Raw genomic sequence first — 13,497 nt, forward strand, 5'->3', positions numbered from 1 at the left:
GGAACTCACGTGAGCGCTGGCGACATCGCGTCGATCCTGTCCAATCCGATTCTCAACACGGATTCGTACAAGGCCTCGCACTATCTGCAATATCCGCCCGAAGCGACGGCGATGTTCTCGTACATCGAGTCGCGCGGCGGGCGCTATGAGCGCACGCTGTTCTTCGGTCTGCAAATGCTGCTGAAGGAATACCTGTGCCGGCCGGTCACGCCGGCCATGATCGAGCAGGCCAAAGCGTTTTTCAGCGCGCATGGCGAGCCGTTCAACGAAGCGGGTTGGCGCTACGTCGTCGAGCAGTGCGGCGGCTATCTGCCGGTGCGGATTCGCGCGGTGCCGGAAGGCTCGGTGGTGCCGACGCACAACGTGCTGGTCACGGTCGAATGCGACGACCCGCAGGTGTTCTGGCTCGCTTCCTATCTGGAGACGATGCTGCTGCGCGTGTGGTATCCGATCACGGTGGCGACGCAAAGCTGGCATCTGCGCAAAACGATCCGTGCCTACCTGGAAAAGAGCAGCGACGACCTCACGCAATTGCCGTTCAAGCTGCACGATTTCGGCGCGCGCGGGGTGTCGAGCGCGGAGTCGGCGGCGATCGGCGGCGCCGCGCATCTGGTCAGTTTCATGGGTTCGGACACGGTGCTCGGCGTGGCGGCGGCGAACCACTACTACAACGAAACGATGGCCGCGTTTTCCGTGCCGGCCGCCGAGCATAGCACCATCACGTCGTGGGGCCGCGAGCGCGAGACCGACGCGTTCCGCAACATGATCGCGCGCTTCGGCAAGCCGGGCGCAATCGTCTCGGTGGTGTCCGATTCCTACGATCTGTTTGCCGCGCTCGACGTATGGGGCACGCAGCTGAAACAGGCCGTGCTCGATTCCGGCGCCACCCTCGTGATCCGCCCCGACTCCGGCGATCCGCGCGCGATCGTGTTGCAGACGCTGCGCGCGCTCGACGCGTCGTTCGGCTCCGTGGTGAACAGCAAGGGCCGGCGCGTGCTCAACAACGTGCGCGTGATTCAGGGCGACGGCGTGAACCCCGATTCGATCGCGACGATCCTCGCCGCAATGGACGAGGCCGGCTTCGCGGCCGATAACATCGTATTCGGCATGGGCGGGGCGCTGTTGCAGCAGATCAACCGCGACACGCAGCGCTTCGCGATGAAGTGTTCCGCAATCCGTCTTGGCGGCGAGTGGCACGACGTGCGCAAGGACCCGGTCACGGATGCCGCGAAGCGTTCGATGAAAGGACGCCTGACGTTGCTGAAGCATCGCCGCACGGGCGAGTACCGGACGCTCACGCTGCCCGTCGCGTGGGACGAACACACCGTCGCGGGCGAGTGGGACGAAGCGCTCGTGACGGTGTTCGAGTCCGGCAAGCTACTGGTCGATGCCTCGCTCGCCGAAATCAGGAACCGCGCTCACGCGGACGAAGCCTGACGCGAGCCGCACGCCGCGACCCAGATGTTCACACCCGCCGCGCGGATGTCGAGCCGGCATGCCGCACCCTCGCGCAAACCGGCGTCTTCGCTGGCAAGGTCGAAGCGCACCCCGGCGATATTCACGCGAACATAGCGCTCGCCGCGCCGCAATTCGACCGACTCGACGACCCCGGCATGCGCGCCTTGCGGCGTCACGGCGAGCGCATGCGACGACACGCGCCACATGACACGCTGGCCCGCGGCGGCAAGGGAGGGCAGGTTGGCCGTTGCCACCGTCAAGCCCGGAGCGATCTGCACCTCGCCCGCCGCGCTCATCGAACCTTCGCCGACGTTGTGCAAGCCGAGCAGGGCGGCCACCCGCATCGAAGCCGGCCGCTCGAACACGTCGGCGATCGCGCCCGCCTGCAACACGCGCCCCTGTTCGACCACCAGCACCTCGTCGGCCAGCAGCGCGGCTTCATCGGGATCGTGCGTGACGATGATCGTCACCGCGGCGATCTCGCGCTGCAAGGCCCGCAAGGATTGTTGCAGGCGGCGCCGCCGCGGCGTATCCAGCGCGGCGAACGGCTCGTCGAACAGCAGCAGTTCGCTATGCCGCGTGAGCGCGCGCGCGAGCGCCACCCGTTGCCGCTGACCGAACGACAACTGATGCGGCAGCCGTCCGACCAGCGGCGCGAGGCCGAGATGATCGAGCCAGTAGCGTGCGCTGGCGGCGTCGGCATCGACGGGAAAGCTGAGCTGGCGCGCCACGCTCATGTGTGGAAACAGGCCGTAATCCTGCGGCATGTAGCCGATCTGGCGGCGCTCGGGCGGCAGCGTATGCAACTCGGTCGCGCCGAGCCGCACGGTGCTCGACGCGTTCGATTCGAGCCCCGCGATCAGACGCAGCGCCAATGATTTGCCCGAACCCGACGGCCCGATGATCGCGAGACGCCGGGTGGCCGGCGTCCACGCGATGTCGAGATCGAAGGCGCCCAACTGACGGCGCAGATGGAACGTGAGGCGGCGATCGTCGGCGTCGCCGCGGCTCGCGGTGAGATCCGTGCCGGGTTCGAGCGTGTCGTCGCCGTTTTCGGTCTGGTCGGGCGCGGGCTTTTGCCGAAGGCTGTAGATCGACAACGCGGCGCAGAGTATCGCGATCGCGAGCGTGGGCAGCAGCAATGGCATCATCGCCGGAAGCCCCTGGCCGCCGAACACCACGTACGTGTAGACCGGCAGTGAATACGGGTGATAGGCGACCATCACGGTCGCGCCGAACTCGCCGAATGCGCGCAGCCAGGCGAGCGCGAGTCCCGCGCGAATCGCCGGCCAGGCCACCGGCAGCATCACGCGGAAAAAACGGCTGCCGGCATGATGGCCGAGCGTGGCGGCGACGTCGTCGAGCACCGGATCGACCGAGGCGAATGCGGACTTCGCGGCGATGATCAGAAACGGCGCGGCCACGAAGATTTCCGCCAGCACGATCCCGGCGAACGAATCCGTCAGCCCGCCGCCGGTGAGGCGGCCGATGCCGCTATAGGGCCCAAGCAGAAACAGCAGCAGCACGCCGCTCGTGAGCGGCGGCAGCGCCAGCGGCAACTGCACGACGAAGCCGAGCAGCGCCATCTTGCGCGAACTCGACCGCGCGAGGAAATAGCCGAGCGGCACGCCGCCCAACAGGATCGCGAACGAGGCCGCCGTGGCGCTCGCCGCCGACACGCCGACCGCCGACCACGTCGCGCGCCAGTCGACGTTCGCCCAATCCGCGGCGCCGAGTTGCGGCACGCTCGCGACGAACGGAGCGCACAGATAGATAGCGAGCAGCGCCGCCAGCCACAGCAGCGGTCGCGCAGCGGCGCGCTTCACCGCGTCAGTGCGTGGCGGCGTCGATGACGGCTTGCACCGATGGCGGCATCGACTGCACGTTGCCGCTCACGACGGGTTTGACGACGTCCACGCCATGCTGCTTGAGCAGGGCGCGGCCTTGCTCGCTCAGCAGGAAGTCGACGAAGCTGACCGCGCCGGGGCGGTTCGGCGCGTCGTTGAGGATCGTCAGTGTGTAGCTGGCTTTGGCCTGCAATTCAGGCGCCGGGTGGATCGCCGGAATCTTCAGGTCGGACGTCTCGGTCGAATAGAAAAAGCCTGCATCGAGCTGGCCCGATTGCAGACGGCCCACCAGTGTTTCCTCGGGCAGCACCTGCGCGGGATTTTCCGGCGCGCCGAGCGTCTTCTCGACCAGGTCCGGCTGATGGTAGAGCTCGGCCGCCTTCGTCATCATTTCGACTGTGAATGCGCCTTTGGGATCGAGCTTCGGATCGGTCCGGCCGATGCGAATACCCGGCTGCTGCAGTACCTGGTCCCAACGCTTGCTCTTGAATTGCGACGCGAATTTGCTCTGCGGGTTATAGCCGATCATCAACGGCGATTCGGCGAAATTCACGTACCACGTGACGTGATCGCCGTTCGCCTCGCCCATCAGGCTGCCGTTTACCTTCGGGCTCGCGCTGATGAATACGTCGCCGCGCCGCAGCTTGCCCTTGATCTCGTTGGCGATCTTGTTCGAGCCCGCCGCATAGCCGCGGAACTGCTGACCGGTGGCTTTTTCGAACGCGGGGCCGATGCTGCGCTCCATCAGGTTGACGAGCGAACCGGCGTACAGCACGTTGACCGTGTTGTTCCCCGAGTTCTGCGCGAAGGTGGGCGCAGCCGTCACGATGCCGGTGACGACCACGAGAGAAGCGAGCAGCTTGCGAATCATGCGATAACCCCGATGCGTTATTTGAAAGCGTCACATTACGACGCCATTACGGTGCCTTGCGTTCTGCCGTGACATGGCCGGTTTAGCGGACCGCATGCCGTCGTTTGCACGAATGCCAGGCGTCACGCCGGCGACGGTGAAACAGCCGATATGCGTGGCGGTATACCGCGTATTGACGCGTTGATGCTCACGGCTGCCGCCATCGCAGCGTAATATACACACGGACATAGCGAATGAACAGGCCGCCAGGGCGTCGATGCTGGAGATAACCGCGTATGGATAGTGTGAATGTGATTACCGCGCCCGCCGTCGACGGTGCGCTCGTGCTGAGCGGACGGTTTCAGCGTCCGCTGTCGCTCAGCCTCGAAGCGCTTCGGCGTTACGACAGCGTGACGGCCACGGCTTTCGATCTGCGTTGCTATACGACGAACCGTTTCATCCGCAGCGTCGACGCGTACCGTGGCGTGCGCCTGACGACTTTGATCGCGGAGGCCGGTTTGCCGAACGAGGTGCCGGGCGAGTTCAAGCGCACGGTGTTCATCGCGCGCGGGCAGGACGGGTATGTCGTGACGTTCTCGTGGCACGAGCTGTTCAATACGCCGATCGGCGAGAACGTGCTGATCGCTTACGAATGCGGCGGGTGCATGCTCGATGCCGAAGACGGCGCGCCGATTCTGTTCTCCGGCTCGGACCTCCTGCCCGCACCGCGTCACGTCAAACGGCTCGCGCGGATCGAAGCGCGGGTTTTGAGCTGATACGTTGGACCTGACGCGTGTGCGCGGGAGGCTGGCGTAATATGGTCGGCTCTTCATCATCGCGTTGCCGCCATGTCTGACGATCCGCTTGCACGCGCTGCTCGTGCCGCACCGCCTTCGGGGGTTGGCGCGTGCGATGCCGAACCGCTGTCGTTGCCGCTCGACCCGCTGGGCGCCGCGTGCATGGGCAAATGGCTGGATGCAGCGACGGATGCGGCCAGCGCCGACACGCGGCTTTTCGCCAAGCTGATCGCCGCGCGCGACGCGCATGACGAACTCGCCTTGCTCGGGCTACAGCCACGCGAGTGGCATACGCTGTTGGCGCGGCATTTCACGCATGCGGCCGAGGCGGCATTGCCGCGCAACGTTGGCATGAATGCCAACGCCAACGAACACATCGCCTTCGTCCACTCGCTCCACGCACTCCTGCTCACCCACGCACGCCCCACCGTCCACGCCGACGATGCGCACTGGCTCGCCACGATCATCGCCCACGCCTGCCTGCGCCCCGACCACCTATGGCGCGACCTCGGCCTCGCCGGCCGCACCGAGGTCACGTGGATGCTGACGCGCTACTTCCCCACGCTCGTCGTGCTGAATGTCGCTGACCTGCGCTGGAAAAAATTCCTCGCCGCCCAGCGCGCGCTTTCGTTGGGCTTGCAGCCCGGCCCCGCGCCGGGTTGCCCTGGCTGCGAAGACTACGGATATTGCTTCCCGCCACCACGTTGAAAGCCGTTCGGCCAGGGTGGCAGCGCGAAGCGGTTCGTGTATGCTTTCGCGCATGGCTGACACCGCAAAAACCAAACCCGCAGCGCCTAAGAAATCCCCGCATAAATCCGCGAAGCCGCGCCCCGAAGTGCGCTTCCGGATGCGCATTCGCAGCGCGGATGCCGTCGCACTCGGGCCGGGCAAAGTCGATCTGCTCGAAGCGGTGCGCGAATACGGGTCGATCTCAGCGGCGGCGCGCAGCCTCGACATGTCGTACCGGCGCGCCTGGCTGCTGATCGACGAATTGAACCGTTCGCTCAAGTCGCCGGCCACGCATTCGGAGCAGGGCGGTCAGAGCGGCGGCGGCTGCACGCTCACGCCGGTCGGCGAGTCCATCATTCGCCTGTACCGCGATGTCGAAGAAGAGGCGCAGCGAAGTTGCGCGAAGCAGATCGCCGAGTTGACGCGGCTGATCCGTTCCTGAGCGGCGGCCCTTGGCGGCCCTCGCGATTCTTGACTCAGCGCGCCTCGCGCTCAGCCGTGCCGCAGGCAAAACGCCGACGGCGCAGGGTTGCCGAGTTGAGCGAGATGGTCGGGATGCAGCCGCGCCATCAATTCGACGAAGCTCGCCACGCTCGCGGTACGCACCGGGTGATAATCGATTCGATGGCGCTCGCAGACCCGTTTGAGCGTGTTCATCGAATCGTGATCGATGCAGTCCACCGGGAACACGACGATATCCGCACCGGGCAACGCGGCGGCAAGCAGTCCCTTGCGATCCTCGACGCCGCCGTCGTGCACTACCAGATCGCCGCCGGCCGCTTCCACCAGCCGCTTGAGCGCGGCATTCGAGCCGGGCCGGCCGCCCACATACACGATCCGCTTGCCGTGCACGCTATCGAGGCTCGCGCGGCGCGTACCGGCTCCGCTCGCGGTGTCGGCCGCGTCGACGGTGGCGCGCTCGAGCGCATCACATTCGCTTTGCACCAGCTTGAGCTGCGCCAGCGCCTTGTCGCGGCTCTTGCGTAGTGCAAGCGCCGCGTCCTGTTCCTGAAGCGTGCGCTGTTCCGCCGCTTCGCGGCGGCTGGTGTGCAATGCGACGCGTTGATCGGCGTCGGCCAGCTTGTTGCGCAGCTGCTGGACTTCGGCTTTCAGCCCGGCGGCATCGGCGGCATCGACGGCCATTGGGCGGCAGGCTTGCGCGGTGAGTTGCGCGAGCTGGGCGTTCAGCGCGGCGATCGATGCATCGCGCTCCATGCCGAGTTCGTGCAGACGGCCCTGTTGCCGCTCGATTTTCTCCTTCAACGCGGCATTCTCTTCCTCCAGCGCAACCAGCCGGCGAATATCCGCGCGATTGGCCGCGCCCACCAGATGCGACAGCATGTGCAAGTCACCGAACGCTTTCTGGCGCACCGGCATGGTCGTAAGGGGATGCGTCATCAACGCCCAGTAAGCGGGCGGTATGTCGCCGCTTTTCAACGCTTCGCCCCAGAGTTCGAGCAGATCGACGTCGTCGGCGGCTTTGTCGAAGCGGCGGATCGCCGCCGCATAGCGCTCGTCGAGCAGCTTGTGCAGGGCTTTGGCGGCGGGGCCGCCTTCGATCGCGAGTTCGACTGCCGAGTGATGAATCTCGAGATCGCTTGCGTTGCGCCGGTCGAGACCGGTGAATTTGGGCACCAGCTTGCGCAGCTCGTGCGTGCTCAAACAGGTGCCGATGATCGAACAATGCAGATGACTGTCGAGTTCGGTGAGGCGCGCGCGCCGTCTCGTGTTCGGAGGCGAGACGTTGGCGGGCGTGCAGCAAGGATCGACGGCGCGGATGCCGGCGCCGGCAAGCTCGTCGCCGGACAGTTTCAGACGCGAGGGCTGGGCAAGGCGAAACGGGGGCGTGTTCATGGGCATCTCGAATCCGGTTCGGTGTCAGGCAGGCTCGACGCGCACAGATGGCGCGTGGCGCACGCTCCGCTCGCTGCGCGAGCGCGCGTCGCGATATATTCACGAAGATATAACGGTCGACAAAAAAAAGTGCTCATGGGCGGCACCGGCGGATCAATCGTTTGCACGCGCGACGCTCGGCTCCGCGGTCGCTTTGCCTGGAGTGGACGCGGCCGCCGCCGTATTTCGCGCGATACGGCGCCTGCCGGCGATGGCTGGGCCCGTACCGCTGTCAGCACGTGCATGCTGTTCCAGCACATGGCCCACGCACAGACCGATAAAGGCCGCGTCGAGCCGTTCGAGTTCCGCCACCACCTTGCGCAACGCGGCCACGTCGTTGCTGAACGCATCGGAGAAAATGGCGTCGCGCAACTGTTCCGCCGGGCGCGCGTCCTCGATGGTCGCCTTCAGTTCGCGCAGACGGGCGAAGCCTGCGGCGCGTGCCTGCTCGGCGAGGATCGACAGCAACTGGTTCAGCGAGTGCGAGCCCGACGTGCCCACCGACGCGAAATTCAGGCGGTCGTCGGTGAGCATCAGGACGAAGCGCTGCACGCTGCCATACAGGCGCCGATAGGCGTCGACGACATCACGGATCGATTCGGCCCGGCCGCGCTCGGACGCCGAGCGCACCGCAACGAGGGTCGACGAAATCTCGTTCGCAAAGGGTTGACCACGTTCCGCGAGGTCGAACAAAGGGGATCGGCTGCGCACCGCTGCTGGCTCCTGCTGGTTCGTTGTGCTTCGTCGCATGCGGATGGAAGGCCCGAAAGACGCTTCTCACGCATGTTGCAAAGCCTACCGTGATATTCGACAGGATATAACGAAAGAAGGCCAGCGTGTTGGAACCGGGACCCGCGTCGTGGCTTTATGCGCGGCCTTTGGCGGCTTTGACGTTGCGCGCGAAGGCGAGAAACGCGTTGACCGCGGGCGCCCGTTCATACTCGCGGAACGCGATGGCGATCTCCGAGGCGATCGGCTTCCCGGCGATCTCGCGGTACACGACCCCGGGCAACGCGATGCAGTCGGCGAGGGTATGCGGCACGACGGCCACGTTGCCGCCGAGCGACACGCACGCGAGCACCGCCGCGAGCGTGCCGGGGCGTGGTCCGAGCCGGGGCGCGAAGTGTCCGCGCCGCGCCACTTCGAAGGTCCCGGCTTCCTGCTCCGGCAGCACGAAACACTGGTCGCGTAGTTGCGCGGGGCGGATGCTGGCCGCGCCCGCGAGCGGACAATCGGCGGGCAGCGCGAGGACGAAGCGGTCGCGGTGCACGGTGGTGGCCTGAATGCCGTCGGCGAGCGGCATGGGCGGGCGCACATAGGCGGCGTCGAGCTGGCCGTCGCGCAGCATCGCGGCGACGCCGTCCATCGGCACCTCACGGATCGACACGTCGACACCCGGATGCGTACCGCGAAATCCGCCTACCGCTTGTTGCAACACGCCGGCATACGCGGCCGACGCCACATAGCCGACCTCAATCCGCCCGAGTTCGCCGCGCTCGGCCAGCACCGCGCGCTCCTCGCCGCGCGCGAGATGGTCGAGCGCGACGAGCGCTTCGGCGAGATAGGCGCTGCCCGCCGCGCTCAACGCCACCGAGCGCTTCGTGCGATGAAAGAGCCGCACGCCAAGCAACCGTTCGGCATCCTGAATCAATTTGGTGAGCGACGGCGCGGCGATGCCGAGCTCGTCTGCGGCGTGCGAGAAGTGGAGCTGCCTGGCGACACAGACGAAGGCATGTATATGACGGAGTTCGAGTTGCCTCATGTTTTTCTGTCTTGCAAATAACGTTAATTATTCTGTGATTCTATGCCAATGACAGGAAATAGACGCATCGCTACCATGACGTGACTTCGATCCGTCAATGCCTACCCGTACGTATACCCGTATGTCATCTGTTTCCACTCAACCTGCTACGCCTGCGCAACCGCCTGCCGCCAATCCCGCATTCGTCCTGGCCACCGCGTCGGCCACTTGCGCGTTGATCGTGCTCGATACCAACGTCGTGGCCGTCTCGTTGCCGTCGATTGCACGCTCGTTCCACGCGAGTTTCGCCGACGTCGAATGGGTGGTCAGCGCATATATGGTTGCCTTCGCCGCCTGTCTGCTGCCCGCGGGCGCGCTGGCCGACCGCGTTGGCCGCAAGAAGATGCTGCTGCTCGGGCTCGCGGTGTTTTTCGGCGCGTCGCTCGGATGTGGGCTCGCGCCTTCGGCGGCTGTGCTGAACATCGCGCGCGCGGTCAAGGGCGTGGGCGCCGCGATGTTGCTCACCGCGGCGCTCGCGGTGATCGCCAACACTTTTCACGGCGGCCCCGCACGCGTGCGCGCGTGGGCCGTGTGGGGCGCGTGCATGGGCGTCGCGACCACGGTGGCGCCGCTGGTCGGCGGCGTGGTCACGCAATGGCTCGGCTGGCGCTGGATCTTCCTGCTCAATCTTCCCGTGTGCGCGGTGCTCGCGTGGTGCGCGTCGCGCGTGCTTCGTGAGTCGCGCAATCCCGCGCCCGGTCCGCTCGATGCCGCCGGCAGCCTGCTGTTCGGTCTCGCGCTGGCGCTCGGCATCTGGGCGCTGATCGAAGTGCCGGCCGACGGCCTCGCGAGTTGGGCCACCGGCGCGCGGCTCGTGGCGTGCGCGCTGCTGTTCGGCGCGTTCATCCAGGTCCAGCGGGTGCGCGCGCACGCGATGGTCGACCTCGCGTTGTTCCGCCAGCCGCGCTTCGTCGCCGCCGTGCTTGCGATGTTCGGCTACGCCGCCTGCGCGCAGGTGATGATGACCTTTCTGCCGCTGTATTTGCAGAACGCGTTCGGTCTGTCGGCGGTGGCGGCAGGCGTCGGCATGCTGCCGTTCGCGCTGGCGATGGTGGTGGGGCCATACATCGGCGCGGCCCTCGGCAAGCGGATTCCGGCGATGACGCTGCTCTCGGCGGGCTTGCTGCTGATCGCCCTCGGCAACCTGCTGACGGCATCGGTGGCGAGCCGCGAACGTTATGCATGGGTCGCGCTCGGGATGATCGTCACGGGGCTCGGCGCCGGCATGCTGAACGGCGACACACAGAAGGCCATCATGGCGTGCGTGCCGCCGGAGCGCACCGGCATGGCGTCGGGCATCAGCACGACCACGCGTTTTACGGCGATCGTCACGTCGGTCGGCGTGCTCGGCGCGGTGCTCGCGGCGCGCACGCATGCGGCCTTCGTCGGCGCCACGCCGCTGACGCCGGGCGTGAAAGCCGCACTCGACGCCGGTTTCATGTCGCGTATGCTGGCCGGCGACACCGCACAGGCCACCGCGAATCTGCCGCCCGGCCTGCGGGCCGCGCTTATTTCGGCCGCGCACGCAAGCTTCGCCGATGGTTTCGCGGCCGCGCTGTGCGTGGCGGGTCTGCTTGCCGCGGCACTCGCCGCGGGCGTCTGGCTGCTGGCGGGCAGGGCGGAATCGGTGCGGGCAGCAGAGATGGCGTCGAACGGCTAGGGAAATACCGTCGCCCCATTCGCGTCGTTTTCCGCTATCGTGTGCGGCACGCTTGCCGAGGCATCCTCGCGGGCGCTTCTTCGAACGCACGACACGTAAAACAATGAGCCATCCGAACACCGAACTGATCGAACGTTTCTACACCGCGTTTCAGCGACGCGACGCCGAAACGATGATCGCCTGCTATGCCGATGACGTCGTCTTCAGCGATCCCGCCTTCGGCGAGCTGTATGGCGACGAAGTCCGCGACATGTGGCGCATGCTGGTGGCGGGCGCGCAGGAGTTCTCGCTGACATTCGGCAGCATCGAGGCGGACGACCATAAGGGCAGCGCGCATTGGGAAGCCGGCTATCTGTTCAGTCAGACGGGCCGCCCGGTGGTCAACCGGATCGACGCGCGCTTCGTGTTCCGCGACGGGCTCATCACCGAACATCGCGACAGTTTCGATCTGTGGCTATGGATGCGTCAGGCGATGGGCGTGCGGGGCACGCTGCTCGGCTGGTCGCCGCTCGTGCGGCGCATGCTCAGGGCACAGGCGCGCCGTGGCCTCACCTCGTATCGGAACCACCATAGCCGCTCCTGAAGCCGGATCGGGCGCGATGTGCCGCATGGCGCGCTTGCTATGATTCGTTCGGTTGAACCCGTATTTTTCAGGCCGAAGAACAGGCAGTGAGAGGGAGTGCTATGCCAGTAGTGGATGCCGCATGGGAAGAGTGGCTGAGCAGCAATGTGGCGCGCGGTTGCAGTCCGGATTCGATGATCGAGGCGATGGTGCAGGCCGGGTTCGCCAGCGAAGCGGCGCACGTTGCCGTGCATCACGCGTTTGGGCAGAAGCCGACGGATTCCGCTTCCATGGCCGCAGCCGCAGCCGTAGCCGCGACCGAGGCCGCGCTCGCCAAAGCCGAACCGCACACGTACCTGTACGACGCGTCGCCGGTCGCGCGCGGCAACGTGATCCGCGCGTACGATCGCGACGTTCGCGTGCTGATGCGCTGCGAACGGCCGCAGGTGATCGTGTTCGCCGATGTGCTTTCGCCCGATGAGTGCGGCGAGATGATCGAGCGCTCGCGTCATCGGTTGAAGCGTTCCACCACGGTCAATCCCGACACCGGCAAGGAAGACGTGATCCGCAACCGCACCAGCGAAGGCATCTGGTATCAGCGGGCCGAAGATCCGTTCATCGAGAAGCTCGACCGGCGCATCGCGAGCCTGATGAACTGGCCGGTCGAAAACGGCGAGGGTCTGCAGATCCTGCACTACGGCATGACCGGCGAATACCGCGCGCATTTCGACTACTTCCCGCCCGATCAACCGGGCAGCGCGGTGCATACCGCACAAGGCGGCCAACGCGTGGCGACGCTGGTGGTCTATCTGAATGACGTCCCTGACGGCGGCGAGACGACGTTTCCTGAAGCGGGCTTGTCGGTCGCGGCGCGGCAGGGTGGCGCGGTGTATTTCCGCTATATGAACGCTCAGCGGCAGCTCGATCCGCTGACGCTGCACGCCGGTGCGCCAGTGGTCGATGGCGACAAATGGATCATGACGAAATGGATGCGCGAGCGGGCTTACGGTTGATGCCGCGCCAGTAGGCCACCGCAGTCGATCAACTCAGTCGATCAACTCAGTCGATCAACTCAGTCGATCAACTCAGTCGGCCGCCTGACGGCCGGCGGCATTGGCGCTCGAGCCGGCGAACAGTTGCCTGAACGCGTCGCGGCCGGATGCGTAACCCATGCGCAGGATCATCAATCCGATCGCCGCGCCGGCGATGTGATCCAGCATCGGCAGACCGGCCAGGCTGCCTGCGAGACCCAGCGTCGCGACGAGCGCCGACACCGCGTCGACGCGAGCATGCCATGCGCTCGCCTGCAGAAGCGCCGAGCCGGTGCGTCGGCTTTGTGCGCGCAGGTAGCGGAACAGCGTTTCCTTGGCGACCATCACAAAGCCGCTGACAGCGAGCGCGCCGGCATTCATCGCGTCGTTGCCGCTCAGTGTCGCGGTCTGCGCGACGCTGCCCCAGAGCATTTGCACCGCGGTGAAGATCAGGATGACGGCGATGAAAAGCGAGGCCAGCGCCTGCTCGGTGCTGCTGTCGGTGTTGTGAGTGTGTGCGTGATCTGCGTTGCGCGCCCGGGCGCCGAGGTGTTTCGCGCTGAGGTACAGCACCAGCAGCACGATGGCGTCGGAGGCCAGGTCACTCAGTGTGTGGATGCCGTCGGCGAAGAGCCCGTCCGAGTGCGCGGTGATGCCGAGGGTGATCTGCATCGTCGAGAGGAACGCATTGAGCAGCGCGCTGGCGGAGGCGGCCTTAAACAAGACGGCCGCCGTTCAGGATGGAATCGCGATCGTGGCTGTTGCGCTCGATGGGGTGCATGGTCTTTGACGGGTTCTGTTTGTCGCAGCAAGGTAACCGTCGAGCGTGGCACGCACATGACAGCGCCGAAACCGTGGGATTGCCAGGC

Annotated in this window: 13 protein-coding genes; 7 read left to right on the forward strand and 6 right to left on the reverse strand. The window is 66.1% G+C overall.

From position 1 onward, the window contains the following. Nucleotides 1–9: 9 nt before the first annotated feature. Nucleotides 10–1,437 (forward strand): nicotinate phosphoribosyltransferase, encoded by a 1,428-nt coding sequence (locus tag ACZ9H4_RS14530; RefSeq protein ID WP_476119328.1) that lies wholly within the window; start codon nucleotides 10–12, stop codon nucleotides 1,435–1,437. On the opposite strand, the gene ACZ9H4_RS14535 is transcribed toward ACZ9H4_RS14530, so the two are convergent. Continuing rightward, the gene (locus ACZ9H4_RS14535; RefSeq protein ID WP_476119329.1) at nucleotides 1,419–3,284 is read right to left on the reverse strand and encodes an ABC transporter ATP-binding protein/permease; all 1,866 of its coding nucleotides are present in this window, start codon (nucleotides 3,282–3,284) and stop codon (nucleotides 1,419–1,421) included. The two genes, ACZ9H4_RS14530 and ACZ9H4_RS14535, sit on opposite strands and share 19 nt — an antisense overlap. Before the next feature lie 4 nt (nucleotides 3,285–3,288). After that, nucleotides 3,289–4,176 carry an extracellular solute-binding protein gene (locus ACZ9H4_RS14540; RefSeq protein WP_408144930.1) on the reverse strand — a complete coding sequence of 296 codons (888 nt, stop codon included), beginning with the start codon at nucleotides 4,174–4,176 and terminating at the stop codon, nucleotides 3,289–3,291. Nucleotides 4,177–4,451: 275 nt separating this feature from the next. Between ACZ9H4_RS14540 and ACZ9H4_RS14545 the strand changes: the two genes are divergently transcribed. From ACZ9H4_RS14545 to ACZ9H4_RS14555, 3 genes are all read left to right on the forward strand, one after another. Continuing rightward, nucleotides 4,452–4,931: a molybdopterin-dependent oxidoreductase gene (locus tag ACZ9H4_RS14545; protein WP_408153231.1), complete on the forward strand. Its 480-nt coding sequence runs from the start codon at nucleotides 4,452–4,454 to the stop codon at nucleotides 4,929–4,931. 183 nt (nucleotides 4,932–5,114) lie between these two features. Beyond that, nucleotides 5,115–5,660, forward strand: a complete 546-nt coding sequence (locus ACZ9H4_RS14550; protein WP_408145019.1) for a nitrogen fixation protein NifQ — start codon at nucleotides 5,115–5,117, stop codon at nucleotides 5,658–5,660. A 52-nt stretch (nucleotides 5,661–5,712) separates the two neighbouring features. Continuing rightward, nucleotides 5,713–6,123 (forward strand): winged helix-turn-helix domain-containing protein, encoded by a 411-nt coding sequence (locus tag ACZ9H4_RS14555; protein WP_408153232.1) that lies wholly within the window; start codon nucleotides 5,713–5,715, stop codon nucleotides 6,121–6,123. 50 nt (nucleotides 6,124–6,173) lie between these two features. Here the strand turns inward: ACZ9H4_RS14555 and ACZ9H4_RS14560 are convergent, their stop codons facing one another. The 3 genes from ACZ9H4_RS14560 to ACZ9H4_RS14570 all read right to left on the reverse strand — a co-directional run bounded on the left by ACZ9H4_RS14560 (nucleotide 6,174) and on the right by ACZ9H4_RS14570 (nucleotide 9,336). Beyond that, complete coding sequence (locus tag ACZ9H4_RS14560; RefSeq protein ID WP_476119330.1) at nucleotides 6,174–7,535, reverse strand: DUF2325 domain-containing protein; 1,362 nt, start codon at nucleotides 7,533–7,535, stop codon at nucleotides 6,174–6,176. A gap of 153 nt (nucleotides 7,536–7,688) precedes the next feature. Beyond that, nucleotides 7,689–8,285: a hypothetical protein gene (locus ACZ9H4_RS14565; protein ID WP_476119331.1), complete on the reverse strand. Its 597-nt coding sequence runs from the start codon at nucleotides 8,283–8,285 to the stop codon at nucleotides 7,689–7,691. 154 nt (nucleotides 8,286–8,439) lie between these two features. Beyond that, nucleotides 8,440–9,336, reverse strand: a complete 897-nt coding sequence (locus tag ACZ9H4_RS14570) for a LysR family transcriptional regulator (RefSeq protein ID WP_476119332.1) — start codon at nucleotides 9,334–9,336, stop codon at nucleotides 8,440–8,442. Between the two features lie 121 nt (nucleotides 9,337–9,457). On the opposite strand from ACZ9H4_RS14570, the gene ACZ9H4_RS14575 reads away from it, so the two are divergent. From ACZ9H4_RS14575 to ACZ9H4_RS14585, 3 genes are all read left to right on the forward strand, one after another. Next, nucleotides 9,458–11,035: an MFS transporter gene (locus ACZ9H4_RS14575; RefSeq protein WP_476119333.1), complete on the forward strand. Its 1,578-nt coding sequence runs from the start codon at nucleotides 9,458–9,460 to the stop codon at nucleotides 11,033–11,035. A gap of 103 nt (nucleotides 11,036–11,138) precedes the next feature. Next, nucleotides 11,139–11,618, forward strand: a complete 480-nt coding sequence (locus tag ACZ9H4_RS14580; RefSeq protein ID WP_408144942.1) for a nuclear transport factor 2 family protein — start codon at nucleotides 11,139–11,141, stop codon at nucleotides 11,616–11,618. Between the two features lie 101 nt (nucleotides 11,619–11,719). Next, nucleotides 11,720–12,610 (forward strand): 2OG-Fe(II) oxygenase, encoded by an 891-nt coding sequence (locus tag ACZ9H4_RS14585; RefSeq protein ID WP_476119334.1) that lies wholly within the window; start codon nucleotides 11,720–11,722, stop codon nucleotides 12,608–12,610. 72 nt (nucleotides 12,611–12,682) lie between these two features. On the opposite strand, the gene ACZ9H4_RS14590 is transcribed toward ACZ9H4_RS14585, so the two are convergent. Further along, nucleotides 12,683–13,351, reverse strand: coding sequence for a cation diffusion facilitator family transporter (locus ACZ9H4_RS14590; protein WP_408153238.1), 669 nt, complete (start codon nucleotides 13,349–13,351; stop codon nucleotides 12,683–12,685). Nucleotides 13,352–13,497 lie beyond the last annotated feature (146 nt).

The sequence above is a fragment of the Paraburkholderia sp. TE9906 genome (assembly GCF_056279605.1).